We start from the raw sequence: 26,903 nt of genomic DNA, 5'->3' as shown, positions 1-26,903 counted from the left end.
TCACTCTCAAACCATGACGGGGCAACTGTGCGCAAACTGTTCTTTCGCAACCTGCGGCTGATGGCGTCCATCGGTTTTTACCAGCACGAGCGGCTGCGGCGGCAGACCGTGCATATCAATCTGGAGGTGGAGCTGGACGACCAGCGCTTGCCCGCAGATGACGTGCAGTACTCGCTGGATTATGACTACCTGCGCGACGGCGTGGTGGCACTGGTGAAGAGCCGCCACTTCAACCTGCAGGAATCCCTGGTGGAAAGCATTGTCGACCTGTGCTTTACCCGGCCGGAGGTGCACGCGGTCTGTGTGTCCAGCGCCAAGCTCGAGGCCTACTCGGATGTGGAAGCGGTTGGCGTCGAGATTCGCACCAGCCGTGCCGAGTGGCAGGGGGGCGCATGAGCTGGTTCAAGCGTCGGCAGCGGGGTGGCCAGGACGAAGTGGCCATCAATGTCAGCGAAAAAGGCGGTGTCCGCTACCTGCATCTGGGCTCGGAAACCGTGCAGAGCGCCATGCGCCTGAGCGACCCGTTTGCGCTGGAGCTGCCGTACACCCACTGCATGATGTCCTTCCTGCTGTTCAACGATCGCCCCAGGCGGGTGACGGTGCTCGGGCTGGGCGGCGCTTCGCTGCCCAAGTTCATGTACAAGCACCTGCCGGACACGGTGATCGAGAATGTCGAGCTGCACCCGGAAGTAGTGGCGGTGGCGCACAGCCAGTTCATGCTGCCGCTGGATGCCGAGCGCCTGCCAGTGCATGTGGGCGATGGTGGTACCTTTGTTGCCGGGCTGGAGAACCACAGTGACGTGATCATGGTGGATGGCTTTGGCAGTCACCAGCTGGCGGAAAATCTGTGCAGTGAAGCGTTCTACCAGGCTGCGCATCGTGCGCTGACCACCAACGGCATCATGGTGGTCAACCTGTGGCGTGCCTCGCCGCAGTTCCAGATGCTGGTGGAGCGCATCAATGTGATTTTCGACCGCCGCATCCTGCTGCTGCCGGACTTCAAACATGGCAATACCATCGTGCTGGCTTTCCGCCGTGGTCAGAATGACCCTGGCTGGAAGGCGCTGTATGAGCTGGCAGAAACGCTGGAGGACAGCTTTGGCTTGCCAATGCAGGACATGACGGCCCGTTTGCGTCATGAAAATCTGCATACGGAGCGCGCCCTGCTGATCTGAACCCGGTGCCGACCTGTTCAATCTGCCTGAAATGTGAAAAAATGAAGCCAGTTCAATAGTTTCTTGCAGGTGATAACGATGCTTGATCGCGACGGTTATCGCCCCAATGTCGGCATTATTCTGTGTAATCACAAAAATCAGGTCTTTTGGGGCAAACGGATCCGGGAACACTCCTGGCAGTTCCCGCAAGGTGGCATCAAGCACGGGGAGACCCCCGAGCAGGCGATGTACCGCGAGCTGGAAGAAGAGGTCGGGCTCAAGGCCTGTCATGTACAGATCCTTGGGCGCACGCGTGACTGGCTGCGCTATGAAGTGCCGACCCACTGGGTGCGCCGCGAATGGCGCGGCAGCTACAAGGGACAGAAGCAGATCTGGTTCCTGTTGCGGCTGACCGGGCGCGATTGCGACGTGTCCTTGCGCGCCAGCACCCACCCTGAGTTTGATGCCTGGCGCTGGAGTGACTACTGGGACCCGGTGGACAGTGTCATTGAGTTCAAACGGGATGTCTACGAACGTGCGCTCAACGAGCTGGCCCGTTTTCTGGCGCATGTGCAGCGCCGGGTGGAGGCCGCGCGCCTGGGCGGGCAGTGAACGCCCCTGACTGATAGGGCAGGGCTATCGCACTGATAGCCATTCCCGATTGAGCAAAGCGGCGTAGCTGGTTATCCTTGTCGCCACATCGGCACTCCCCGCTTGCGGGGCATGATGCGAACTGTCACACGACGGCGGTAGTCTGATTGCGGCTTGTCCGCTGGGCTGCCACCGCCTTTCTGCTAGTTGACTGATTGGAGAACACCATGAGCACACTCGTTGGCCACAAGGCCCCAGACTTTACCGTTCCCGCCGTACTGGGCAATGGCGAGATCGTTGAGAACTTCAGCTTCTCGCAAACCATCGCCGGCAAGTACGCCGTGCTGTTCTTCTACCCGCTGGATTTCACCTTCGTCTGCCCGTCCGAGCTGATCGCCTTCGATCATCGCATGGAGCAGTTCAAGGCCCGTGGCGTGGAAGTGGTGGGCGTGTCCATCGACTCCCACTTCACCCACAACGCCTGGCGCAACACCCCGATCAACCAGGGTGGTATCGGCCCGGTCAAGTACACCCTGGCCGCTGATATGGCACACAGCATCGCCAAGGCCTACGGTGTGGAAACCCCGGACGGCACCGTCGCCTACCGTGGTACCTTCGTGATCGACAAGACCGGCGCCGTGCGCGTGGCACTGGTGAACGACCTGCCGATCGGCCGCAGCGTGGATGAAATCCTGCGTCTGGTCGACGCCGTACAGTTCACCGACGAGCACGGTGAAGTGTGCCCGGCAGGCTGGAACAAGGGCGACACCGGCATGCAAGCCAACCCGCAAGGCGTGGCGTCTTACCTGTCCAGCAATGCGGACAAGCTGTAAGCCGAGGCACGTACCTGGGAAAACGGCGCACGTTTGTGCGCCGTTTTTTTTGGGCTGCGACAGTAAGGAGATGTTGTGGCGGATGGCTTGAGTCCTTTGGTCTGGGCGCTGGCAGGGCTGTTTGGCAGCAGTTTCCTGTCCGCCACCCTGCTGCCGGGCAGCTCGGAAGTGGTGTTGCTGGCGCTGGTCAAGCACTGGCCGGACTGGGCAGGGACCGCCTGGCTGCTGGCCAGTCTCGGCAATACCCTGGGCGGCATGACTTCGCTGTGGCTGGGGCGCCGCGCGCCGCCACCCGCCATGGGGCGCTGGCAGCAACGGTTGCAGCGGCTGGGGCCAGCCAGCCTGCTGTTCTCCTGGGTGCCGCTGGTGGGGGATGGCCTGTGCCTGGCAGCGGGCTGGCTGCGCCTGCCGTGGCTGCCCTGCATGCTGTGGATGCTGTTGGGCAAGGCCGCGCGCTATGCGGTGCTACTGTGGTTGCTGGATTGGGTTATGAGCTTATAACCCTATGAAATACAGGGTGATTTTTCTTTGTTGCAGCGCAGCTTTTGACGCTTGTCAAGGCTAGGCAAAGTTAATATTAAGTTGCAAAATACGACTATTAATATTCTAAATCCGCCCCCGGTACGCCGTCATGACCGCACGCTTGCGCGAAATTCCCTACAACTACACCTCGTTTTCCGACCATGAAATCGTCAGTCGTCTGCTGGGTGAGCCGATGTGGCACATGCTGGAAAGCCTGCGCCAGGAGCGCAAGACCGGTCGCTCTGCCCGCATGCTGTTCGAGGTGCTGGGGGATATCTGGGTCGTAGAGCGTAACCCCTACCTGCAAGACGATCTGCTGGACAACCCCAAGCGTCAGCAAGCCCTGATCGAGGCGCTCTACCATCGGTTGAACGAGATCGAGAAGCGCAAAAGTGAGGGCGAGGGCGAGCAGCAGGCACGCGTTGGCCAGATGCTGGCGGCTGCGCGCGAGGCGGTGAAGCGCTTTGCCGATGGCTTTGCGGAAACCAAGGCGCTGCGCAAGCGCATCCTGCGTCGCCTGTCCGGGCTGACCCGGCGCGACAGCATCTGCTTTGACGGTCTGGCACGGGTATCCCATGTCACGGATGCCACCGACTGGCGGGTGGAGTACCCCTTTGTGGTGCTGACGCCGGATAGCGAAGACGAAGTGGCTCCGCTGGTGCGCGCCTGTATCGAGCTGGGATTGACCATCATCCCGCGCGGCGGCGGTACCGGCTACACCGGTGGTGCCGTGCCGCTGACCCGGCTGAGCGCGGTGATCAACACTGAAAAGCTGGACGTGCTGGGCCAGGTCGAACCGCTGGTGCTGCCGGGCCACGATAGCCCGACCGCCACCATCCGTGCCGGTGCCGGGGTGGTGACCCGCCGGGTGGCCGACGCCGCAGACGCCAGCGGGCTGGTGTTTGCGGTGGACCCGACCTCGATCGACGCTTCCTGTATCGGCGGCAATGTTGCCATGAACGCGGGTGGCAAGAAGGCGGTGCTGTGGGGTACCGCGCTGGATAACCTTGCCTGGTGGCGCATGGTGGACGTGAATGGTCGCTGGATGGAAGTGACCCGGCTGGACCATAACCGCGGCAAGATTCATGATGCGGCGCTGGCGCGTTTCCGTATCATCCGCTTTGCCGACGACGACCGTACTGTTGCCTCCGAAGAGGTGCTGACAATTCCGGGTGCCGCCTTCCGCAAGGTGGGGCTCGGTAAAGATGTGACCGACAAATTCCTCGCCGGGCTGCCCGGCGTGCAGAAGGAAGGCTGCGATGGCCTGATTACCGCCGCCCGCTTCATCCTTCACCGCATGCCCAGTCATGTGCGCACCGTCTGTCTGGAGTTTTTTGGCGAGGTGAGCCGCGCCACCCCGGCCATTGTCGAGATCAAGGATTACCTGGACCAGCACCCGCTGGTGCAGTTGGCCGGTCTGGAGCATCTGGACTGGCGCTATGTGCGGGCGGTGGGCTATGCCACCAAGGCCAAGAGCCGGGGTCGCCCGAAGATGGTGTTGCTGGCGGATCTGGTGTCGGACGATGAAATTGCGGTCAGCGAAGCCTGCTCGCAGGTGGTGCGGCTGGCCAACGCGCGTGGCGGCGAGGGTTTCATTGCAGTGAGCGCGGAAACCCGCAAGAAATTCTGGCTGGACCGCGCCCGCACTGCGGCCATTGCCCGCCATACCAATGCCTTCAAGATCAACGAAGACGTGGTGATTCCGCTGCACCGGCTGGGCGACTATTCGGACGGGATCGAGCGCATCAATATCGAGCTGTCGATCCGTAACAAGCTGGAGCTGCTGGCCAGGTTGGCAGAGTTCTTCCACAGCGGCAATCTGCCGCTGGACGAGGGCGATGCCCAGCTCAGCCATGAAGAGCTGATTGGTGACCGCCGTGATGCCGCCTTGGCGCAGATTGATGCCGTCGCCCAACGCTGGCAGTGGCAGCTGGACCATCTGGACGTCGCTTTCGAGCTGTACCGTGCTCGCTGGCCGGATGCGCCGCTGGAACGGCAGCCCGAAGCGGATGAAATGCCGCAGAGCGTGTTCCACGCCTTGCGCGATTCCATCCTGCGCGTGAGCTGGAAGCAGGAGCTGCTGGCGGATCTGCAAGGCCTGTTTGCCGGGCGCACCGATGCGCCGGTGATGGCCGCAGTGGAGCGCCTGCACCAGCAGGTGCTGCGCGGCCGGGTGTTCGTGGCACTGCACATGCATGCCGGTGATGGCAATGTGCATACCAATATCCCGGTGAACTCGGACAACTACGCCATGCTGCAGACTGCGCATCAGGCGGTGGCACGCATCATGGCGCTGGCGCGCGACCTCGGCGGGGTGATTTCCGGCGAGCACGGCATTGGCATCACCAAGCTGGAATTCCTGCGCGCGGAAGAGCTGCAGCCCTTTGTCGACTACAAGCAACGCATCGACCCCCATGGCCACTTCAACAAGGGCAAGCTGCTGCCGGGGGCCGATCTGCGCAATGCCTATACGCCCTCCTTCAACCTGCTGGGGGCGGAGTCGCTGATTCTGGAGCAGAGTGAGATTGGCGGCATTTCCGACATGGTGAAAGACTGCCTGCGTTGCGGCAAGTGCAAGCCGGTGTGTGCCACCCACGTACCGCGCGCCAACCTACTCTACTCACCGCGCAACAAGATTCTGGCCACCGGGCTGCTGACCGAAGCTTTCCTCTACGAAGAACAGACCCGACGCGGGGTGTCGCTGCGCCACTTTGACGAGCTCTCCGATGTGGCGGATCACTGCACGGTGTGCCACAAGTGTGCTAACCCCTGCCCGGTGAAGATCGACTTTGGCAATGTCAGCATGGCGATGCGCAATTTCCTGCGCGCCGAGGGCAAAAAGAAATTCAACCCCGGTACGGCGGCGGCCATGACCTTCCTGACAGTGAAGGACCCGGCCACCATCAAGCTGATCCGTAGCAGCATGATCGGCTGGGGTTACCGACTGCAACGCATGGGGCATCAGCTCGGCAAGCGTTTTGGCTTGCTGAAAACCCAGACTAGCACGCCGCCTGCCTCACTCGGCAAGCCGACGGTCAAGGCGCAGGTGATCCATTTCATCAACAAGCCGATGCCGGGCAAGCTGCCGAAGAAAACCTCGCGGGCCTTGCTGGACATTGAAGACCCCAGCATCGTGCCGGTGATCCGCAACCCGGCGCGGGCGGCGGATGATAGCGAAGCGGTGTTCTACTTCCCCGGCTGTGGCTCCGAGCGGCTGTTCTCGCAGGTGGGGCTGGCGACGCAGGCCATGCTCTACCATGTGGGGGCGCAGACGGTGCTGCCACCCGGCTATCTGTGCTGCGGTTATCCGCAGACCTCCGCGGGCTTCAAGGACAAGGGCGACGCCATCACCACCGAGAACCGGGTGCTGTTCCACCGGGTGGCCAATACCTTGAATTACCTGGACATCAAAACGGTGATCGTGTCCTGTGGCACCTGCATGGACCAGTTGCAGAAGTATCAGTTCGAGCAGATTTTCCCCGGCTGCCGCCTGCTGGACATCCACGAATACCTGCTGGAAAAGGGCGTGCGGCTGGAGGGCGTGAGTGGCGTGCAGTATATGTACCATGACCCCTGCCACAGCCCGATGAAGACGCATGCGCCGCTGAAAGTCGCCAACGAACTGATGGGCGTGCCGGTGGTGCAGAATGCGCGCTGCTGTGGTGAATCCGGCACCTTTGCCGTCAGCCGCCCGGACATTGCCACCCAGGTCCGCTTCCGCAAGGAAGAGGAAATGCGGCGGGATGCCGCACAGTTGCGTGCCGGGGACGCCGAAGTCGCCGTCAAGGTACTGACCTCCTGCCCCTCCTGTCTGCAAGGCTTGTCCCGCTATAATGATGACGCGGGCACCACGGCAGACTATATTGTGGTGGAGATGGCGCGCCATCTGCTGGGTGAGGATTGGCTGCCCCAGTATGTGGAGAAAGCCCGGCAAGGCGGAATCGAGCGCATTCTGCTGTAAGCCTGTCGGTCAGGGGCAACCCTTTGTCGGTTACCGGCAGGCAGGTATGCCATTGTCTTGACGTGTGAATGCCAAGTCAATTATAGTCCGGCATTACCAATGGGGGTCGCATGTCTGCCACACTGAGCACCAACGCAGGCTGTGAGCTGTGCCAGACCACGGGTGGTCTGGTGTTGTGGCAGGATGCGTGTTGTCGCGTGGTACTGGTGGAGGATGAAGATTACTTGGGCTTCTGCCGGGTGATCCTGAACCGCCACTTGCCCGAGATGACCGATCTGCCACTGCCAGAGCGTCAGCAACTGATGACCGTGGTGTTTGCCACCGAGCAGGTGCTGCGTGAGGTGCTGCAGCCAGACAAGATCAACCTGGCCAGCTTGGGCAACATGACGCCACACCTGCACTGGCATGTGATTCCCCGCTTCCGTCGTGACCGGCACTTTCCCAATCCAATCTGGGGCAGTGCGGTGCGCGTGACTGAAAAACAGGACGATCCGACGTTGCCTGGCCGATTGCAGGCCGCATTGCAACGGATCCTCCAGCCGGGGTCTTGAGACGATGGATCACTATCACGCCCAGTTCCTGCTGCCCCAGCCGCAGGCCAATCCCGAATGCCCGGTACAGGATGCCAAGGCCTGCAAGCTGTGGCTGTCCGGCATCTCCTTGATCAATGTGGCCCCGGCGCAATTGCAGTTGCTATCCTTGCTGCGCCAGCAGAATGAGTGTGAGTTGGTGCCGCGCGAGCGGCTGAAAATCCTCGAAATGCTGCGTGAGCCAGTGGCCATGGTGCAGGAGGAGCTGGCCAAGAAATACCTGAACCGACCCTTGCCGTTTCACGAAGAGCACCTGCAGCAATGGGAGCTGGTATGCGAGCTGTGGCGCGCCATGCAGGCGGGCTACCGGCTGGTGCTGCACGCCGCCTTGCAGGGCGACCCGGACGCGCTGGAGTACGGCCCGTTTGCCGGTCAGCGCGCCGTGTATAACCTGGGCCGCTGGTTCAGCGAGTTTCATGCCACCTACCGCCAAGTGCCTCCGTCTGGCTGGCATACCCTGCATGAGATTTACCGAGAGATTGAGGCGCGTGGCTGGGCGGGCAAGCGGCTGAAGGACACGCTGCAGGAAGGGCTGCCCTATACCACCCCGATGGCGGCTTATTGCCATGTGCTGATGGTGGAGTTGTCCAACCCCAGCCAGATGACGGTGCGGCAGTACCGCTTTGTGGATGGCTTGCTGTCGCGCTGGTCGCTCAAGCTGAACGTGACGGCTGCGGCTCCGGAGGCGCGGTTGTCACCGCTGCAGGTTGATTTGGCCGGTGGTTCGCCGGCACGCAGCCTGCCCTTGCATGATGCGGCGCAGCCGCGCTACATCGACCGTGACCCGGTCGTGGCCAGCCTCGCCAAGCGCATCAAGATGCTGCGCGATGGCAGCGACTGGGATGTGGCGGATCTGGGGGATGATCTGGTTGCGGCCGGAGGGGTGCAGTTGCTCAGCCAGCTCTACCGGCTGTGGAGCGAGAAGGGCGACCGCGTGTTTCCGCGTCGCCAAGCCATCGAAGAAGTGGAAATCGGTGGTGACTGGCCGCGTATCTACGCTCAGCTGAGCGGGCGTCTGTTTGAATTGCCGAAAGAGACCAAGGAAATTCGCGCCAGCGGTATGGCGGATTTCCAGCTGTTTGGGCGGCGGGCCAGTGAAACCTTCCGTGAAGGCGGCGACCACACCCTGCACTTGCCACCGCTGGAAGGTTGGTCACTGCAGGATGAGAGTGCCAGTGGCCTGCGGTTGCAGGCTGAGCAGACCGGGCAGCAGTGGCTGCAGCACCAGCTGGTGATGATCCGGCGTGCCCGGGTGCCGGATACCTTGGGGATTGTCCGCCGTCTGCAGCTGGCTGGCATCAATGAGGTTGAGCTGGGTGTGCAATTGCTGGCGGGGCAGCCCACGGCTGCGGTGGTGTCCGCTACTGGCGTACAGTCGCTGACCATTCAGCCGCAACCGGCGGTGTTCTTGCCGGATGTGCCTTCGCTGTTGCAGCTGGCGACCGTGATGGTACCGGTTGGTGTGTTTCAGGTCGAGCGGGTGCTGGAAGCGCAGCTGCCCGATGGAGTACGCCGCTTCAAGCTGCAGGCACTGCAAGAGCGTGGCAGCAACTACGAGAGTTACCGCTTCAGCTGGGTTTGATGCTGGGAGGGGCCGTGCTGCCCCTCGCGGCTTAATGCCAGAGCAGGGTAGGCCAGCCGGCGTTGTCGGCGTGGGCTTTCAGCACCGGATCGGGGTTGACGACCACCGGGTGGCTGACCTTTTGCAGCAAGGGCAGGTCGTTGCGGGAGTCGCTATAGAACCAGGTCTCGCTGAAATCCTGCCATTGCTTGCCTTGCTCCGCGAGCCACTGCTCCAGTCGGATGATCTTGCCCGCCTGGAAGCAGGGCGTACCAAACGATTTGCCGGTATAACGGCCATCCTTCAGTTCCGCTTCCGTCGCAATCAGGTGTGCTACCCCAAAGGCTTCCGCGATCGGGGCCGTCACAAAGCGATTGGTGGCGGTAATGATGAGCACGATGGCGCCTTCGGCCTTGTGGCGGGCGACTTCGGCGCGCGCGCGTGGGGTCATCATCGGCTCAATGTAGCCTTGCATGAACTGCTGATGCAGCCGGTTCAACTCCTCTAGCGAGAAGCGGGTCAGCGGCGCCAGGGCAAACTCCAGATAGGCCTGCATGTCGAGTTTGCCCGCCGAGTAATCCGCATAGAAGCGCTCATTGGCGGTGTGGTATTGCTCACGGTCCACCAGACCCTGGTCGATCAGGAAGCGGGTCCAGCTGACATCGCTGTCACCGGCCAGCAGGGTATTGTCGAGATCGAACATCACCAGTTTCATGGCAGTACATCCTTGCATCAGGGCTGGGAAGGCGCAGAGGCCAGCAGCAGGTTACGGACCAGCGGCAGGGTGATCGGGCGCTTCAAGGCCAGCGACTCCCGGTCCAGCAGGTCCAGCAGGTTCAGTAGCGAAGGCAGGTCGCGCCGATAGTGGCGCAGCAGGTAATCACATACCTCGGGTGCCAGCACGATGCCACGGTTGCGGGCATGCCGTTGCAGCGCCGTGGTCTTGTCGCTGTCACTCAAGGCGTTGACACGGTAGGTGAGCCCCCAGCCCAGGCGGGTGGTCAGGTCATCGCGCAGGTCCAGCTGCATCGGCGGCTGCGGTCCGGCAGACAGCATGGATCCCCCGCCTTCCTTGAGGCGATTGAACAGGGCAAATACCGCGATCTGTTGCGCCGGGTTCAGGCAGTTGACATCATCAACGGCCACATGGGCGTCCCCTGGAATGGCCGCGGCCTCTACTTCCAGCAACAGGTCATTTTGCAGCAGGAAGGCCATGTGGCCCATTTCGCGCGCATCTGCCAGCGCTGCCTGCAGCAAATGGGTTTTGCCGCTGCCGGGCTCGCCCCAGAGGTAAATGAAAGGCTCGCTCTCGCGCTGCGTCGCCCAGGCGGACAGGGCGCTCAGCAATTCGCGATTGCCGGTACCGACGAAATTGTCCAGACGCGGGGCGGGCGGTGGGGCCAGATCAAGGATCAGTTGCTGCAAGATTCAGTTCTGCTGATAGAAGGCGCTGTTCAGATAGCGGGTACGGGCCTCGCGCAGTGCGACCAGCAGGCAGGCGGCCAATGGCAGGGCCAGCAGCACCCCGGTAAAGCCGAACAGCTGGCCAAACGCCATCAGGGCAAACAAGACGGCCACCGGGTGCAGGCCAATGCGATCGCCGACCAGCCAGGGGGTCACCACAAAGCCTTCCAGTGCCTGACCAATGGCAAACACCAGCCACACCATCAGCAAGGGCGCCATGCTGTCGAACTGCAGCATGCCCGCCATGGTCGCCAGCAGCAAGCCGGTTGCCATGCCGACATAGGGGATGAACACCAGCAGGCCGGTAATGATCCCGACCGAAAATGCAAACTGCAGCCCCACCAGCTTCAGGACCAGACTATAGTAAATGGACATGACCAGCATGACTGAGAGCTGACCGCGCAGGAATTCGCCCAGCACCCGGTCGATTTCCCGGGCCAAACCCGAAGTACGGGCGGCAAAGCGGCGCGGCAGCATGTTCTCGGCACTGTGGGTCAGACGAGGCCAATCCCGCAAGAAGTAGAACATCACCAGCGGGATCAGCGCCAGATTGGCCAGGGTGCCCATCACGGACAGGGTGCTGCTGCGCAAGGACGGCAACAGGGACAGCAACAGCTGATTGATCTTGCCCAGATTGCCGGACAGCAAGGCCTGTAGGCGGCTGCCATCGAGTGTGATCTCCGTGCCGAACCAGGCAGAGAGGGTGGGGGCCACCTGGGTTTCCAGCCAGGCCGTCAAGGCTGGCATGCGCTCGATCAGCGCGGCAAATTGCCGGTAAAACAGCGGGATGATCAACATCAGCAGAACCAGGAAGATGATCCCGACCACGCTGAGCACCAGCAGGGAGGCTGCAGTGGGCGGTACCTTGCGGCGGGTCAGCGCTTCGACCCAGGGATAGAGGATGTAGGCGAGGATGGCCGCGACCAGAAAGGGCGTCAGTACCGAACGCAGCAGCCACAGCAGGGCCAGGCCGCTGACGACGGCAAGGCCGATCCAGACCGATGATGGCAAAAGAGGGCGGGCAGCGCGCATTTCGGGTACAATCCGCAGCGAAATCACTGGCTTAAGCGAAGGAACTGACGATTATTCCACAGTTGCCTGCGCTTGGGTGAAGCCCAGAAGAATCTTTTGTTTGATCGGCCCGTGTGAGTCACACCGGCCCGGCGCGTTGCAAAACGTACCGTTGACTGCCCCCGGAAAGAGAGTACGAATTGAGCACCTCCCTCACCTACCGTGACGCTGGCGTGGACATCGACGCAGGTGACCAGCTGGTTGAGAACATCAAGCCTTTTGCCAAACGCACCATGCGCCCGGAAGTGTTGACGGGCATTGGCGGCTTTGGCGCGCTGGTGGAAATCAGCAAAAAGTACCAGGAACCGGTGCTGGTGTCCGGGACCGACGGGGTGGGTACCAAGCTGCGCCTGGCGTTTGAGCTGGGCCGCCATGACACGGTGGGCATTGACCTGGTGGCCATGAGTGTCAACGACATTCTGGTGCAGGGCGCCGAGCCGCTGTTCTTTCTCGACTACTTTGCCTGCGGCAAGCTGGACGTGGCCCAAGCCACCGATGTGGTCAAAGGCATCGCCCAGGGGTGTGAGCAGGCCGGTTGTGCGCTGATTGGGGGTGAAACCGCTGAAATGCCGGGCATGTATCCGGCCGGTGAATACGATCTGGCGGGTTTTGCCGTGGGTGTGGTGGAAAAGTCGAAGATCATCACCGGCAAGACCATTGCCGAAGGCGATGTGGTGCTGGGCCTGGCCTCCAATGGCACCCATTCCAATGGCTACTCGCTGGTGCGCAAGATCATTGAGCACAGCCAGGCTGATCTCAATGCGGACTTCTATGGCCGCACGCTGGCGGCTGCCATCATGGCGCCGACCCGCATCTACGTGAAGCCCGTGCTGAAACTGATGGAGAGCATCACCGTCAAGGGCATGGCTCATATTACCGGTGGAGGTTTGCTGGACAATATTCCGCGCGTGCTGCCGGAAGGGCTGACCGCCGAGCTACAGGCTGGCAGCTGGCAGCTGCCCAAGCTGTTTGAGTGGCTGCGTGATGCGGGCAATGTGGCGATGGGCGAGATGTACCGCGTGTTCAACTGTGGCATCGGCATGGTGCTGGTGCTGTCGGCGCAAGATGCCGAAGCGGCGACCCGCATCCTGACCGAAGCCGGTGAGACGGTGTACCGCATTGGTCGTATCCGCCCGCAGCTGGTGGGCGAAGCGCAGACGCTGGTGGTGTAAGGGTCATGAAACAGATTGTCATCCTGATTTCGGGTCGCGGCAGCAATATGCAGGCGCTGGTCAAGGCGCAGCTGCCGTGCCGGATAGCAGCGGTGATCAGCAATCAACCGGATGCTGCAGGGTTGGCGTTTGCCCGTGAGCACGGTATTGAGACCGCGGTGCTGTCGCACCGCGATTTCGCCAGCCGTGAGGAATACGACGCAGCGCTGATGCAGTTGATCGACGGCTATCAGCCGGATCTGGTGGTGCTGGCCGGTTTCATGCGCATCCTCACCGCAGGCTTTACCCGCCATTACACGGGGCGGATGCTGAACATCCATCCTTCGCTGCTGCCCGCCTTCAAGGGTTTGCACACCCATCAGCAAGCCTTGCAGGCGGGGGTCAAGCTGCACGGTTGCACGGTGCATTTTGTCACCGCCGAGCTGGATCACGGCCCGATTGTGTCGCAAGCGGCGGTGCCGGTGCTGGCAGAGGATGATGAATCCAGCCTGGCGGCGCGTGTGCTGGTTGAAGAGCATCGTCTCTATCCTGAGGCAGTACGCCTGTTTGTAGAAAACCGGCTACACATGGAAGCCGATGGCCGGGTGCGGGTGGCAGGTTAAACCCATGTCGGCATTCAAGCGGTGGTGGCTGCCACTGACCCTCTCTCTGTTGATCCATATCGTCCTGCTGGCGGCCAACATCATCACCTTGCCGGACTGGAGCACACCGGAAACCAAGGTGCTGCAGACCAAGCTGCTGACCAAGGCCAACAAGGCCAAGCTGCTGCAGAGTGATCCGGTCAAGGTAGCAGCACAACTGGCGGTCAAGCCTGATCCCGCAGACGGTATGGCGGCCTCGGAGCAGGCCGCTTCCGAGCAGGCAGCCTCAGATATCGGCAGGACACAGCACGCCAGCCATCGTAATAATCGCCCGGCACGCGGGCAGCAAGCCGCGTCGCAGGCTAATGGGCAAGCGGCTTCCATCGGCGCTTTGGCGCGTGGTGCGTCGACGGAAGTACCCAAGATCAAACCGGAAGCTTCGGCCTCGCAGCCGAGTAGCAAGCCGGACAAGCCGGCTGACAAGCCTGCGGATAAGCCAAGTAATGGCAAGCTGGCCAATTATGGTGACAGTTTCCCACGGGCGGGCACAGCGAAGTATCAGATGTTGAAGGGGCCGGAAATGACCCAGCGCTGGGAGATTACCGGCGAGGGCTACCGCATCGTGATGGGGGGCTCCCTGTTCAACAAGAGCATCCGCTGGGAAAGCCGTGGCCGGATCGGCAAGGATGGTATCTTGCCTGACAAGTTTGCCGAGTATCGGGATGAAAAGACCGAGCCAAAGTACGCGGCGGCCATCGACTATGCGCAAAAAGTCATTCACTATGGTTCACCGGATGACCCGAAAGAGGTGGCGCTGGAGAGTGATACCCAGGATTTGTTAACCTGGGGGTATCAATTGGCCGCTCAGCTGGAGCCAGGGCAATCATTTGACCTTCAACTGGTATTCCGCAACAAGGTTTATCCGGTTCGCTTTGTGGCAGACCGGGAAGAAGTGATTGAAGTGCCTGCAGGGAAAATCCGTACAGCCCACGTTCGTGGTCAGGTGGTGGGCGGCAGCAGGCGCTTTGATGTCTGGCTCGATCTGGACCACTTTAATTATCCGGTGCGGATTGTCGGTACCAATGATGAAGGGCAGCCCGTAGATTTGGTCTTGCTGGGTTTGAAATTCGGCGATCAAGTGGTATATCAATACCGTGCCATGCTGGAAACCGGCCGGGACAACAAATAATCCGATGCGGTTTCGGCTGCGTTGATGAGAACACACCATGACCCCGTTTCAATTTGAACAGGCCCATCAGGCTTTGCAAGCCATTCTGCCGCTGACCTATCCGGCGGATGTGTCGCTGAGCCATTACTTTCGTAATCATCCGGCCTTGGGCGCGCAGGATCGCAACTTTATTGCCGAAAGCGTGTTCGGGGTGCTGCGCCATCGCCTGTGGCTGGAATGGCGTGCACCGGATGCGACGCCACGCCAATTGTTGCTGGCCTATATGCGTCTGGTGCGCAGCCTGCCGCAGCGGGAGCTGGCGCCACTGCTGTCGGAAGCCGATACCGCATGGTTGACTGCCTTGCTGGCGGCAGCCCCCACCGAGCAGCCCTTGATCGCCCGTGCCGAACTACCGGACTGGGTGCTGCCGCACCTCAAGGACATGCCGGAAGCTGACATTGTGGCCTTGGGGCGGGGATTGCGTGAGCCTGCGCCGCTGGATTTGCGTGTCAACACGCTGAAAAGCACGCGCGAGCAGGCGCTGGCAGCACTGCAACAAGCGGGCTGGCAGGCCGAGCCGACGCCTTTCTCCCCGCTGGGTATCCGTATGCCGGGTAAACCCGCCATCAACCGCCACCCGCTGTTTCTCGAGGGTGGGGTAGAGGTGCAGGACGAAGGCAGCCAGCTGCTGGGCTTGTTGCTGGCCCCGAAGCGCCACGACATGGTGGTGGATTTTTGCGCCGGTGCCGGTGGCAAAACGCTGCTGCTGGGGGCTTTGATGGCATCACAAGGCCGGGTGTATGCCTTTGACGTGTCAGAAAAGCGCATCAACAACCTCAAGCCACGGCTGAAACGCTCCGGCCTGTCCAACGTTCACCCGCAGTTGATTGCGCATGAGAACGACAGCCGCATCAAACGTCTGCAGGGCAAGATCGACAAGGTGCTGGTGGATGCGCCCTGTAGTGGTCTGGGCACGCTGCGACGCAACCCGGACCTGAAGTGGCGACAAAGTGAAGCCTCGCTGCAGGACTTGCTGCAACGTCAGGCTTCGATTCTGGAAAGTGCGGCCCGGCTGGTCAAACCCGGTGGGCGCTTGGTGTATGCGACCTGCAGCATCTTGCCGGATGAGAACCAGCTGCAAATTACCCGCTTCCTGCAAAGCCACCCGGCTTTCCGCGTGGTGCCGGTGTCCAGCCTGCTGCCGCAGGTGCCACAGCAAGGCGATTACTTGCAACTGTATCCGCATGTGCACGCAACAGACGGGTTCTTTGCGGCAGTGCTGGAGCGGGTGCCAGACTAAGGTCTTTTTCCCCCAGCGATGTCTGATCAGATAGCCAGGGGTACAAACAACAACGGGACACACTGTGTCCCGTTGTTGTTTGTACGGTTACCGCTTACTGTGGCATGGCGTCGCTGGCTTCACCTTCCGGCATGGCGCCTTCGGGCGTACCACCTTCCGGTGCGGCCGGGGCGCCGCCCATCAGGGCACCCAGCATCGGCAGCGGGAACTCCTTGCCGTTGATCTGCAGTTTGCCGGCCTTCCAGCTGAGCTTGGTCACCAGCTGCTTGCCATTACGGGCCAGCAGGCCTTGGGCCAAAGCACCTTCCAGTTGCTGGGTCAGCATGGCCTCTGCCGTTGCTGGATCCATGCCTTCCTTGGCCATCATTTGCGCAGCCAGCATCTTGGCAATGGCTTCCGGGAAGTTGATATCCAGACCCGCTTCCAGCTTTTGCAGCAGACCTGCAGGTTGCTGGACATCGCTGGCAGCAAAGTTGTTGATCTTGGCATTGGCCTTGATCACGGCTTCACCTTCCGGCATGTTCAAGCTGATGCGGTCCAGAATGAATTCCGGCGTTTGTTGCATCAGGGCAATACCATGCTTGCCCAGCGCACTCATTAGCTGCATCTGGCGGGTCGCTTGGTCGCTGCACTGGCCGGACATGCTGTTGACTTCCTGTACCAGCTTGCCCAAGGTGCTACCGTGCAAGTGGTTCAGGCTAACATCATAGTGGGCCGGGCCATAGCTCTTGCCCATGGTGTTGACTTTGTCCACGCCCAGCTTGAGCGACATGTCGAGGAAGTCGCCATTCTTCTTGCTGGTGGCGGTGTAGCTGATCTTGGAGACTTCCGTGTTTAGCATGGGCAGCGCGGCATTCTTGAACGACATGCTGTCGATGTTGAAGCTGGCATCGCCAACCGACAGCACATCAAATTCGGTCTTGCTGTTGCTGTCCATGCTGATTTTGCCGATCTGCACTTGCTCGCCTGATGCGCCCGTGATGGTCAGGCCATTGCTGCTCATCTTGGTGACGTAGCTGCTGTAATCGGCAGGGTAGCTGACCGAGGCGGTCAGGCCGGTCCATTGCAGTTTGGAGCCATCATTCAGGCTGGAGGTCAGTTCTGGCACATCCAGGGTCAGTTCGCTGTCACCGCCCATGCTGACCACGGTGCGCAGGCTGGCAGGCGGTACTTTGCCGAATACTTCTTCCAGCTTCTTGCGGGTGTCTGCGCTCAGCACCAGCTCGGTGTTCACCACCGCACGGGCAAACCCGGTGTGACCACCACCGAAGGTGAACGGGCCATGGTGGATGGTTTCCTTGACGGTGAACTCCAGCGGGCCCATGTCTTTGCCCACGCGCTGCATGCTCTCGGCAAGATCACACCCTACACTGCCAGCCACGGTATACTTGATGGTTCGGCTGGAGGAGAAGACGCCACTGGAACTTTCCAGTTCCGTCACCTTCAGATAAGGAGCGACCTTGTTGAGCCGCTCTACAAAGTGCTGGTGCTGAGTCCGTGCCTGCTTGCCAAACCACCAGGATGTGCCGGTGTAGCCGACGCCCAGGACGGCAACGATGGCGACAGGGATGACGATTTTCTTGCTCATGGTCGCGTGAAATCCGGTTGAAGATGATTAAAGAAGCCTGATGATAACAAATTTCTTTACAATCAACATGTCATTTTCATGTTTGAAACCATGTACTTGCCCAAGCGGCGCTGGTCGAATGGCCGGGTGCGCGCTATGATTTTGCATCGGACTCGTGCATGAACTGGAACGTGATGCTGAAGCAACGTTACCTGGACGCTTCATTACGCGAATTGTTGAGCTGGCAGGCCTCGTGGAAAGAGTGGCTGGTGCTGGCGGTGGCCATGTTGCTGGCTTGGGGCTTGAGTCGTCGCTGGCGGCCGGTACTCAAGGCAGAAGAGACGACCTGGCAATATGGTGCCGGTGGCTTGCAGCGGGTGCTGTTTCCCTTGCTGGCTGTAGTATTCATCAGCTTCGGGAAGTGGAGCCTGCAGCATTACCAGCAGGTCTGGCTGTTATGGCTGATCAATGTACTGGTGCTGGCGTGGCTGCTGATCCGGCTGGGCATTTACCTGCTGCGCAGTGTATTTCCTCAGGCGCGCTGGCTGCGGGTGTCCGAGCGGGGTATGGCCATCGTCATCTGGCTGGTGGTCACCCTGCATCTGACTGGCGACTGGGAAGATTTCCTGCTGTTGCTTGACGGGGTAGCCATCCCGGTAGGCAAACACTCCTTGTCGCTGCTGATGGTGCTGAATGCCTTGATGACGGTGACGCTGACGCTGCTGGTTACGCTGTCGCTATCCCGAGCGCTGGAGCGCCGACTGTTGCGGACGGAGGCACTGGATAGCAGCTCCAGGGTGATGTTGTCCAAACTGGGACGGGCGTTGCTGCTGGTTTCTGGCGTAATGATTGCGCTCAGCGTTGCCGGCATCGACTTGACCCTGCTCTCGGTGTTTGGCGGGGCGCTGGGGGTGGGGCTGGGTTTCGGCCTGCAAAAGATTGCCAGCAATTACGTCAGTGGTTTCATCATCTTGCTGGATCACTCCATCCGGTTGGGTGACCTGCTGACGGTGGATGGCCGCTTCGGCGAAGTGACCCGGCTGACCGCACGCTACATGGTGTTGCGCAACCCGGAAGGCAATGAAGCCATTGTGCCGAACGACACGCTGATTACCTCGGTGGTGACCAATCATTCCTACTCGGATCGGCGCACCCGTATTGCCTTGCAGGCGATCGTTACGTTCGACTCAGATTTGCCGCTGGCCTGCGCTACCTTGCTGGAGGCGGCGCAGGGGCAGCAGCGCATTCTGCAGGATCCAGCACCCGGCGTGATCGTCAAGGCGTTCGCCGCCAACGGCGTGCAGCTGGAGCTGGGCTTCTGGATTGCAGACCCTGAAAAGGGCAGTGGTGAACTGTCTTCAGCCATTCTGGCGCGTGCCTGGCAATTGTTCCGCGAGCGGCAGATTGTGCTGGCCAGCACCTGATGCGGGGGCAACTCGCCTGGAATCTGGACAGCCGGTGCAGTGTAGACCGTATGGACGCAGGTATAATGCAGTGACAATAACCATGATCAAGATGGATGGAATGGACTCATGCAATGGCTTAATGGTTTGATTGATCTGCCCTGGTGGGGCTATATCCTGGTGGTGTTGGGTTTTACCCATGTCACCATGGCAGCAGTGACGATTTTTCTGCACCGGCATCAAGCGCACCGTGCGCTGGACCTGCACCCGGTGGTCAGCCACTTTTTCCGCTTCTGGCTGTGGATGGGCACCGGCATGGTGACCAAGCAGTGGGCGGCGATCCACCGCAAGCACCATGCTCGCTGCGAGACCCCGGAAGACCCGCATAGCCCGTGGACCTATGGTATCCGTACAGTGCTGTTGCAAGGCGCAGAGCTTTACCGCAAAGAGGCCAAGAACCAGGAAACCATGGACAAGTTCGGCCACGGTACGCCGGATGACTGGATGGAGCGCAATGTCTACACCCGCTACAGCGCGGGCGGTATCAGCATACTGCTGGTATTGGCTATCCTGCTGTTTGGCCCTAATGGTATCTGGATGTGGGCGGTGGCCATGGTGTGGACCCCGTTTTTTGCAGCAGGGGTCATCAATGGCTTGGCGCACTGGTGGGGTTATCGCAATTTTGAGTGCGAGGACAAGAGCACCAATATTTTCCCGTGGGGCATCCTGATTGCGGGGGAAGAACTGCACAACAACCACCACACCTTTGGGACATCCGCCAAGCTGTCTTACAAGTGGTTTGAGTTTGACATCGGCTGGATGTATATCCGCATCCTGTCGCTGCTGGGGCTGGCGACGGTGCGCCGTACCCAGCCGAAGATGGTGGATGTCCCCACCAAACTCGAAGCCGACCATGCCACCTTGCAGGCGCTGATTGCCAATCGCTACATCATTGCCTCACGATACGCGCGTACGCTGCGTGAAACCTGCGCGGCTGAGCTGGAAAAGCTGGCCGGTGCTGCCAAGCTGCCATCGGGCCTCAGCTGGGGGCAGATGAAGCGCTGGCTGAAGCAGGATGCTAAAGACACACCGGAAGGCGAGCGCGCGACGCTGCAGACGATCCTGCAGCAAAGCCGGGTGCTGGAAACCGTGTACCAGATGCGGCAAGAGCTGACGACGTTGTGGGAGCGTTCGGCCATGAACTCCGAGCAACTGCTGAACCGCTTGCGTGACTGGTGCCAACGTGCCGAATTGAGCGGCATTCCATCGCTACAGCAGTTTGCACGTCAGCTGCAGCGGATGGCTGTGCCTGCCGCGGCGTGAGGACATCCTGACTGAATAAAAAGGCCCGCTGATGCGGGCCTTTTTATTGGCGGTGCGCGCTGCTTAACGCAAGACAGCGTTTAGTGCTGCAGTGGGCAAGGCATCGGTCAGAAAGGCTTGCCCGATGCCACGTAGCATGACAAAGCGGATGCGGCCACCCTCATTTTTCTTGTCGACCTGCATCAGTTGCAGATAGCGTTCAGCACCCAAGGGCGGCGCTTCGGCTGGCAGGCCTGCTGCTTCAATCAACCGCCGAATGCGCTGCAATTCGGGCGCAGACAGCCATCCGGCCAAATGGGATGCGGTCGCGGCCATCACCATGCCGGCTGCTACCGCTTCGCCATGTAGCCACTGGCCATATCCCAGTCCGGCTTCAATGGCATGACCAAAAGTATGCCCCAGGTTCAGTAGCGCGCGTACACCGCTTTCGGTTTCGTCGGCGGCGACGATGCGTGCCTTGTTGCGGCAGCTCCAGGCGACGGCTTCAGCCAGTGCCGCACCGTCGCGCGCCAGCAGGGCGGGCATGTGCTGCTCCAGCCAGTCAAAGAAGGGTACATCATCAATCAAGCCATATTTGATGACCTCTGCCAGCCCGGCGGCCAGTTCACGCGCGGGCAGGGTGCATAAACTGCTGATTTCGGCGAGCACGGCGCGGGGCTGATAGAACGCGCCAATCATGTTCTTGCCCAAAGGGTGGTTGATGCCGGTCTTGCCCCCCACCGATGAATCCACCTGGGCCAGCAAGGTGGTCGGGATCTGGATAAAGGCAATGCCACGCATATAGCAGGCCGCGGCAAAACCGGTCATATCCCCAATAACACCGCCACCCAAGGCCAGCAGGGTGGTCTTGCGGTCGCAGTGCGCGGCCAGCAAGGCGCTGTAGATCTGGTCCAGGTGCTGGACATCCTTGTACTGCTCACCGTCCGGCAGGATGACATGATGGTGCGCGATCCCCCAGTGCTCCAGGCAGGCCTGCCAGCGCGCCAGATAGAGCGGGGCGACCGTGGTATTGCTGACCAGCACCACCTTGCCATTGCCCAACCACGGACGCAAAGTGTGCTCCGCTGCAGACAACAAGTCTTCACCAATGAAGATCGGATAGCTACGTGCCCCCAGGTCGAGGGTCAGGGTCTGGTAATCAGGCATGGCTCAGTTTTTGTAATTGGGGTTCCAGTTGCGTCAGCAGGCTCTGCACCGTCTGGCGGCTGGTATCAAAGATGACATCGGCGACCTCGCGATACAGAGGGTCGCGTTGGGTGTACAGGGCCTGCAGGCGGCCTAGTGGGTCTGCGGTCTGCAGCAGGGGGCGGTTACGGTCCAGCTTGGTGCGGTGATACAGCTCTTCCGGTGTGGCGCGCAGATAAATGACCAAGCCATGACGTGCGAGCTGCTCACGGTTGCGCGGGTCCAGCACGGCACCGCCGCCGGTGGCGAGTACCACATTCTGGCGCTGGCACAGCTCGGCAATCATCTCGCGTTCGCGCTCACGAAAACCGGCCTCGCCTTCGATATCGAAAATGGTAGCGATGCGCACCCCTGTGCGGGCCTCCACTTCATGGTCTGAATCGAAGAAGGCCTTGTTGAAGCGGCGCGACAGGGCGCGACCCACCGTGGTCTTGCCTGCGCCCATCAAACCCACCAAAAAGAAATTGCCCGTCATGTCGAGTGCCATGACGGGCATTGTAGCGGATTTTACAGCAGCTTAGCGCACCGCCAGACGATCATCCAGAATACGCGGGGTGACGAAAATCAGCAACTCACGCTTTTCGACCGTATCTTTCTTGTTCTTGAAGAACCAGCCGAGCAAGGGGATGTCGCCCAAGAAAGGGGTTTTCTCAATGTCGGCGTGGGTTTCCTCTTCAAACACACCGCCGATTACCGTGGTTTCACCGTTGGCAACCGTGACATTGGTATTGACTTCACGCTTGTTGATGGCCGGACCATTGCTGGTGGATTCACCTTTGGCATCTTTACTGACTTTGAGCGTCATTGTCACCCGATTGTCTGGCGTAATTTGCGGCGTGACATCCAGCTCTAGTAGTGCTGCTTTGAATGCAATGGAGCAGGTTGCTGCGCCACCATTTGCCGCCGCAGTACACGTCTGGTACGGGATTTCAACACCCTGCCTTATCGTGGCTTGCCGTTGGTCACTGGTGACCAGGCGCGGGCTGGATACCACTTTGCCCCGTCTGTCCAATTCCAGCGCTAGCAATTCCAAGTTAAGCAGGGCTCCGGTTGGGTTGTGCGTCAGTTTCAGGCCGAAACTACCACTGACGGAAGTCCCTAACGAGCCCAGTATGGATCCACCTAGCGCAGAGCCTGCAGCTGTAGTACTGGTCGAGCCAAAGAATGACTTGGTCTGGTTGAAGGTCAGCCGCCCGCCCAGCTGACGGCCAAAGCTTTCTTCGGCAATCACCACTCGTGCCTCAATCATGACTTGCTTGGAGGACACGTCGATCTTGCGCAGCAAGTCACGAATCTCGTCCAGTTTGGTAGGTATATCGCTGACAAACAACTGATTGGTGCGCTCATCAACGATGACACTGCCGCGCTTGGTCAGGAAGCGGTTCTTTTCATCCTTGAGGAATTCGAAAACCACCTTGGCTTTCTGATAGTTCAGCTGGAAGGTTTCGGTGCGGGTGGCTTCAAGATCGGCAATGCTTTGCTCATTTTCCAGCGCCAGCTTTTCTTTTGTGGCCAATTCTTCACGCGGGGCGACCAGGATCACATTACCTTTACGGCGGGAATCCAGGCCCTTGGCTTGCAGCACGATGTCAAAGGCCTGGTCCCATGGCACATCCTTCAGACGCAGGGTCAGATTGCCGGTGACGGTATCGCTGGTAATGATGTTGAGGCCGGTAAAGTCTGCCAGTACGGCAATCACAGACCGCACTTCCACGTTCTGGAAGTTCAGCGACAGTTTTTCGCCCGAATAGGTCTTGGTCTGGCTGACCCGGTTAGGGTCACGTACCTGTTCCTTGACTTCGATCACCAGTTGGCCATCGGTCTGATACGCCGAGTACTCCCACAGGCCCTTGGGCTCAATCACCAGCTGTGTCGATTCACCCTTGCCTTTGGCGTCGATGAACTGCACCGGCGTGCCAAAGTCGGTCACGTCCATGCGGCGTTGCAGGTTGATCGGCAGTGTGGCCTTGCTGATGTCCACCAGCAGCAGCTTGCCTTGCTGGCGAATGTCGATGCCGGCATTGCCGTTATTGAGATCAATCACCACGCGGCCTTCACCCTGGCGGCCTTTGCGGAATTCGATATCACGAATGGAGTCGCGGCTTGCAGCGGGCTTGCTGGTCGCAAACTGTGTGTTGGATGTGCCGGCATTGGCACCGGTCATCACCGTGCCCAGCTTGACCCAGACTTCATTGCCTTGGGTGCTGACTTCGTAGGGTGCCGTTTGCAGCAGGCTGACTACCAGGCGGGTACGGCCATTGGCTTCTACCACATTCACCGCACGCAGGTTACCCTGATTGGCCGAGATGTTGGGCGAGCTGAGATGGCTGCTGACATTGGGGAAATCCAGCGCAATGCGTGGGGGCGTGGCAACCGTAAAGCCAGTCGGGGTGACGGCAGGGCCGCTCATTTTGACCTTGATCAAGGCCTGGTCGCCTGGCAGTGCCGAAACATCGACACTTTCAATACTGTTGGCCGCCCAGGCCGAGGCACTCAGCAAGACGCTTGCCAACAGCCCTGATACCCAGCGGACCGCTTTGCAGTCGGACAGCGTGACGGTCTTCATAATTATGGTTACTCCTGCTCAGATAGTTTGAGGCTGGCGCTGCGCTCTGACCAGTCGCCACTGCTGTCTTCGATCATTTCCTTGATCTCGACGCTGCTATCGGTAATGGCCGTGATCACACCGAAGTTGCGTCCGATGTGATTGCTGACCTTGACCCGGAAGATTTCCCCGGTGGACACCTTGACCAAGGCGATGCGACCTTCTGCCTTGTTGTTCAGCGTGCCCACCATCGTGATCTTGTCGAGATCAAATTCTTCCAGGGGTTCTTTTTTCCAGTTGGCTGGGGTGCCGTTGCCAGCCCCTTTCTTGGCCTGGATCTTGGCGCTGGAGAAGGGCTCCAGCTGGTCCTGAGCCTGATAGTCAAACGGGACATAGGGTTTGAGTTCGGGCACGGGTTCAATCCGGGCACGATAATCCTTGGACTCGTTGGCCATCCAGTCGTCAATGTCTTTGAAATCACTTTTGCCGCAGGCACTCAGCAATATGCTGCCGAGCAAGAGGCTGACTAGGGTCAGTGGGCGCTTCATGGTTTGTTCGCCCCCTTGTTCTGGTTGTTGCGCATGGCTTCCAGCTCATTGTCATCCAGATAGCGGAAGGTCTTGGCTACCGTCTGGATACTGATGTTGCCATCGGCGGCTGCGGTCATCTGAATGTTGTTCAGGTTGACGATACGGGGCAGCTTGGCGATGTCGTTGGCAAAGCGGGCAAAGCTGTGGTAATTGCCCTTCATGCTCAGGTTGATGGGCAGTTCAGCCATCTCATTGGTTTTGGTTTCAGCTTGCGGCTTGAATTCGACAAAGACCAAACCTTGACCCACGCCGGCCTGGTTGATGTCGGTCAGCAAGGCGTCCATTTCAGAGCGCTTCGGCAGCTGCTTCAGCAGCTCGCTCAGCGACTGGCGGATTTCCTTCAGCTGCAGCTTGTAAGCATCCAGGTTAACGGCCTTTTGCTTCAGTTCCTTGTATTTTTCCTGCAGTTGGGTTTCCTCTGCAGCCTTGTTGTCGTGGTTGGTGATTTCTTCTTCCCAGAACAGGAAGTAGGCGGCCACGTTGATCAGGATAACGATCAGCAACAGGATGCCCAGCCGTGCCGGCCATGGCCATGTGCCAATCTCGTTGATGTTCAGGTTGCGATATTCGTCTAGGGAGGCCATGACTTAACCCTTGGGTGCAGCGGAAGCGGCCGCATCAGCCGGTGCGCCGCGCTTGATCTGAATCTGCATGCTGAACGTGCTCGGCTTGCCAGCATCGCCCCCGGTGATCTGGATCAGGGTCGGATTGGCCAGCATGCTGGAGCTCTGGATGTTCTGCATGAACGTTGCGATCCGCGCATTGGAAATGGTGTTGCCGGTCAGGTCCACCGTGGTGTCGGTCTGCTTGATACTGGTCAGCATGATGCCTTCCGGGGTCAGCTTGGCCAGTGAATCGAGCAGCTGCACCACTTCCGAGCGGCTGACCTGGAGGTCCTCAACCACTTTCTTGCGGCTGAGCAGGGTTTCCCGCTCTTCCTTCAGCTTGTCAATTTCTACTATCTGCTTGGACAGCTTGTCATTCTCCTGGCGATAGTAGCCATTGCGCGCCTCTTGGTAGGTGACCTGATCTACCAGGTATTGGTAGACGGCAAAAGCACCACCCAAGGCAGCGAGCAAGGTAAAGGCCGTCAAAATGTAGAACTGACGGGTCTGGGCGGCCTTGCGCAGCTCGCGGTGAGGTAACAGGTTTAATCTAATCATGGCTCAAACTTGCGAAGGGCGAGACCGCAGGCGATCAGCAGTGACGGGGCGTCCTGTAGCAACTGCTTCGGCTTGATCCGGCTGGGTGGAGACATGCCAAGGAAGGGGTTGGCAATCAAGGTACTGACCTGGGTGCGGTTGGCCACCACTTCATCCAGTCCAGGAATGCTGCTGCAGCCACCGCCGAGCAGAATGTAGTCCACATGGCTGTACTGGGTGGAGGCAAAGAAGAACTGCAAGGAACGCATCACTTCCTGTGCCAGTGTTTCCATGAAGGGCTTGAGCACCTCTGGTTCATAGTTCTCTGGCAGCCCGCCGTTGCGCTTGGCAGTTTCTGCTTCATCCTGGCTCAGGTTAAAGCGGCGCTGGATGTCTTGCGTTAGCTGGTTGCCACCGAACGCCTGCTCGCGCAGGAAGATCTGCTGTCCGTTGCGTACCACCATGATGTGCATCATGGTCGCGCCAATGTCAGCGATGGCAATGGTCTGATCGCGGCCCTCACCGGGCAGTTGCTTCTGGATCAGCTCGAACGCCGCCTGGGTGGCGTACGACTCCACATCCATCACCAGTGTTTTCAGACCGGCCTCACCCGCAGCGGCGACCCGGTCTTCCACCTTTTCCTTTTTGGATGCAGCGATCAGCACCTCAACCTCGTCGGCCGTGGCAGGGGACGGACCAATGATCTGAAAATCCAGATTCACCTCTTCCAGGGCAAACGGGATATACTGGTTTGCCTCGGATTCGACTTGTAGCTCGAGGTCCCGCTCGCTTTGACCTGCGGGTACCGTGATCTTTTTGGTAATGACTGCGGCAGCCGGCAGGGCCAGCGCGACGTTTTTAGTGCGCGCGCCCAGCTTGCGCCAAGCGCGCTTGATGGCGTCTGCCACGGCCTCATGGTTGGCGATATTGCCGTCAGCAACCGCGTCTTTGGGCAGGGGTTCGATGGCATACCGCTCGATGTTGAGGGTTTTGCCCGCTTTGCTCAGCTCGACCATTTTAACAGCGTGCGAGCTGATATCGACCCCAACCAGCGGTGGCGCTTTCGGCTTCAGAAAGTCCATGTTAAAGCTGGATTTCAAGGCAAATTCCTTTGAACATTAAGCAGGTTACATGCATTATGTGTGAAACTACATGAAATGCTAGCAGCGTAAAGCTGTCA

Annotated in this window: 25 protein-coding genes; 14 read left to right on the top strand and 11 right to left on the bottom strand. The window is 59.9% G+C overall.

Going from position 1 to position 26,903, the window contains the following annotated elements; genetic code table 11:
• Nucleotides 1-27 precede the first annotated feature (27 nt).
• From HF682_RS07990 to HF682_RS07955, 8 genes are all read left to right on the top strand, one after another.
• A complete protein-coding gene (locus tag HF682_RS07990) occupies nt 28-396 on the top strand; it encodes a dihydroneopterin aldolase (protein WP_168876650.1) in 369 nt (122 codons plus the stop codon).
• Nucleotides 393-1,175 (top strand): spermine/spermidine synthase domain-containing protein, encoded by a 783-nt coding sequence (locus HF682_RS07985; RefSeq protein WP_168876649.1) that lies wholly within the window; start codon nt 393-395, stop codon nt 1,173-1,175. Before HF682_RS07990 ends, HF682_RS07985 begins: the two co-directional genes overlap by 4 nt.
• A 78-nt stretch (nt 1,176-1,253) precedes the next feature.
• Complete coding sequence (locus HF682_RS07980) at nt 1,254-1,766, top strand: RNA pyrophosphohydrolase (protein ID WP_168876648.1); 513 nt, start codon at nt 1,254-1,256, stop codon at nt 1,764-1,766.
• Between the two features lie 206 nt (nt 1,767-1,972).
• Entirely contained in the window at nt 1,973-2,578 is a 606-nt protein-coding gene (locus HF682_RS07975; protein ID WP_168876647.1) for a peroxiredoxin, read from the top strand.
• A gap of 87 nt (nt 2,579-2,665) precedes the next feature.
• Nucleotides 2,666-3,079, top strand: a complete 414-nt coding sequence (locus HF682_RS07970) for a YqaA family protein (protein ID WP_240947084.1) — start codon at nt 2,666-2,668, stop codon at nt 3,077-3,079.
• Nucleotides 3,080-3,209: 130 nt separating this feature from the next.
• Complete coding sequence (locus HF682_RS07965) at nt 3,210-7,061, top strand: DUF3683 domain-containing protein (protein WP_168876646.1); 3,852 nt, start codon at nt 3,210-3,212, stop codon at nt 7,059-7,061.
• A gap of 110 nt (nt 7,062-7,171) precedes the next feature.
• A complete protein-coding gene (locus HF682_RS07960; protein WP_168876645.1) occupies nt 7,172-7,612 on the top strand; it encodes an HIT family protein in 441 nt (146 codons plus the stop codon).
• A gap of 4 nt (nt 7,613-7,616) precedes the next feature.
• Complete coding sequence (locus tag HF682_RS07955; RefSeq protein ID WP_168876644.1) at nt 7,617-9,233, top strand: cyclic-di-GMP receptor FimW-related protein; 1,617 nt, start codon at nt 7,617-7,619, stop codon at nt 9,231-9,233.
• A gap of 31 nt (nt 9,234-9,264) precedes the next feature.
• On the opposite strand, the gene HF682_RS07950 is transcribed toward HF682_RS07955, so the two are convergent.
• From HF682_RS07950 to HF682_RS07940, 3 genes are read right to left on the bottom strand one after another with little or no spacing between them, the layout of a single operon-like run.
• On the bottom strand, nt 9,265-9,927 hold the full coding sequence (locus tag HF682_RS07950) for a histidinol-phosphatase (protein WP_168876643.1): 663 nt from the start codon (nt 9,925-9,927) through the stop codon (nt 9,265-9,267).
• A gap of 17 nt (nt 9,928-9,944) precedes the next feature.
• Nucleotides 9,945-10,637, bottom strand: coding sequence for a DnaA regulatory inactivator Hda (hda, locus tag HF682_RS07945; protein ID WP_168876642.1), 693 nt, complete (start codon nt 10,635-10,637; stop codon nt 9,945-9,947).
• 3 nt (nt 10,638-10,640) lie between these two features.
• Nucleotides 10,641-11,708, bottom strand: coding sequence for an AI-2E family transporter (locus HF682_RS07940; RefSeq protein WP_205881937.1), 1,068 nt, complete (start codon nt 11,706-11,708; stop codon nt 10,641-10,643).
• A gap of 179 nt (nt 11,709-11,887) precedes the next feature.
• Between HF682_RS07940 and purM the strand changes: the two genes are divergently transcribed.
• Genes purM through HF682_RS07920 form a run of 4 tightly spaced genes read left to right on the top strand, consistent with a single transcriptional unit; the run spans nt 11,888 to nt 15,968 of the window.
• Nucleotides 11,888-12,919 carry a phosphoribosylformylglycinamidine cyclo-ligase gene (gene purM, locus HF682_RS07935; protein WP_168876641.1) on the top strand — a complete coding sequence of 344 codons (1,032 nt, stop codon included), beginning with the start codon at nt 11,888-11,890 and terminating at the stop codon, nt 12,917-12,919.
• A 5-nt stretch (nt 12,920-12,924) separates the two neighbouring features.
• The gene (gene purN / locus HF682_RS07930; RefSeq protein WP_168876640.1) at nt 12,925-13,521 is read left to right on the top strand and encodes a phosphoribosylglycinamide formyltransferase; all 597 of its coding nucleotides are present in this window, start codon (nt 12,925-12,927) and stop codon (nt 13,519-13,521) included.
• Between the two features lie 4 nt (nt 13,522-13,525).
• On the top strand, nt 13,526-14,689 hold the full coding sequence (locus tag HF682_RS07925) for a DUF3108 domain-containing protein (RefSeq protein ID WP_168876639.1): 1,164 nt from the start codon (nt 13,526-13,528) through the stop codon (nt 14,687-14,689).
• A 37-nt stretch (nt 14,690-14,726) separates the two neighbouring features.
• Entirely contained in the window at nt 14,727-15,968 is a 1,242-nt protein-coding gene (locus HF682_RS07920) for an RsmB/NOP family class I SAM-dependent RNA methyltransferase (protein ID WP_168876638.1), read from the top strand.
• 94 nt (nt 15,969-16,062) lie between these two features.
• On the opposite strand, the gene HF682_RS07915 is transcribed toward HF682_RS07920, so the two are convergent.
• Nucleotides 16,063-17,556 (bottom strand): YdgA family protein, encoded by a 1,494-nt coding sequence (locus HF682_RS07915; RefSeq protein WP_168876637.1) that lies wholly within the window; start codon nt 17,554-17,556, stop codon nt 16,063-16,065.
• A gap of 158 nt (nt 17,557-17,714) precedes the next feature.
• On the opposite strand from HF682_RS07915, the gene HF682_RS07910 reads away from it, so the two are divergent.
• Both HF682_RS07910 and HF682_RS07905 read left to right on the top strand, forming a co-directional pair.
• Nucleotides 17,715-18,959, top strand: a complete 1,245-nt coding sequence (locus HF682_RS07910; RefSeq protein ID WP_168876636.1) for a mechanosensitive ion channel family protein — start codon at nt 17,715-17,717, stop codon at nt 18,957-18,959.
• A gap of 108 nt (nt 18,960-19,067) precedes the next feature.
• Nucleotides 19,068-20,261, top strand: coding sequence for a DesA family fatty acid desaturase (locus tag HF682_RS07905; protein ID WP_168876635.1), 1,194 nt, complete (start codon nt 19,068-19,070; stop codon nt 20,259-20,261).
• A gap of 63 nt (nt 20,262-20,324) precedes the next feature.
• On the opposite strand, the gene aroB is transcribed toward HF682_RS07905, so the two are convergent.
• Genes aroB through HF682_RS07870 form a run of 7 tightly spaced genes read right to left on the bottom strand, consistent with a single transcriptional unit; the run spans nt 20,325 to nt 26,823 of the window.
• Nucleotides 20,325-21,407 carry a 3-dehydroquinate synthase gene (aroB, locus tag HF682_RS07900; RefSeq protein WP_168876634.1) on the bottom strand — a complete coding sequence of 361 codons (1,083 nt, stop codon included), beginning with the start codon at nt 21,405-21,407 and terminating at the stop codon, nt 20,325-20,327.
• Complete coding sequence (locus HF682_RS07895; protein ID WP_168876633.1) at nt 21,400-21,942, bottom strand: shikimate kinase; 543 nt, start codon at nt 21,940-21,942, stop codon at nt 21,400-21,402. The genes aroB and HF682_RS07895 overlap by 8 nt, the downstream gene beginning before the upstream one ends.
• 21 nt (nt 21,943-21,963) lie before the next feature.
• Nucleotides 21,964-24,012 carry a type IV pilus secretin PilQ gene (locus HF682_RS07890; RefSeq protein WP_168876632.1) on the bottom strand — a complete coding sequence of 683 codons (2,049 nt, stop codon included), beginning with the start codon at nt 24,010-24,012 and terminating at the stop codon, nt 21,964-21,966.
• An 8-nt stretch (nt 24,013-24,020) separates the two neighbouring features.
• Entirely contained in the window at nt 24,021-24,539 is a 519-nt protein-coding gene (locus HF682_RS07885; protein WP_168876631.1) for a pilus assembly protein PilP, read from the bottom strand.
• Entirely contained in the window at nt 24,536-25,165 is a 630-nt protein-coding gene (locus HF682_RS07880; protein ID WP_168876630.1) for a type IV pilus inner membrane component PilO, read from the bottom strand. Before HF682_RS07880 ends, HF682_RS07885 begins: the two co-directional genes overlap by 4 nt.
• A 3-nt stretch (nt 25,166-25,168) precedes the next feature.
• Nucleotides 25,169-25,744 carry a PilN domain-containing protein gene (locus tag HF682_RS07875; protein ID WP_168876629.1) on the bottom strand — a complete coding sequence of 192 codons (576 nt, stop codon included), beginning with the start codon at nt 25,742-25,744 and terminating at the stop codon, nt 25,169-25,171.
• Nucleotides 25,741-26,823, bottom strand: coding sequence for a pilus assembly protein PilM (locus tag HF682_RS07870; protein WP_240947082.1), 1,083 nt, complete (start codon nt 26,821-26,823; stop codon nt 25,741-25,743). Before HF682_RS07870 ends, HF682_RS07875 begins: the two co-directional genes overlap by 4 nt.
• Nucleotides 26,824-26,903: the final 80 nt, after the last annotated feature.

The organism is Leeia aquatica (assembly GCF_012641365.1).
Classification (GTDB): Bacteria; Pseudomonadota; Gammaproteobacteria; order Burkholderiales; family Leeiaceae; genus Leeia; species Leeia aquatica.
The sequence above is the reverse complement of the archived record's forward strand: the minus strand, read 5'-3'. Positions and strand labels throughout refer to the sequence as shown.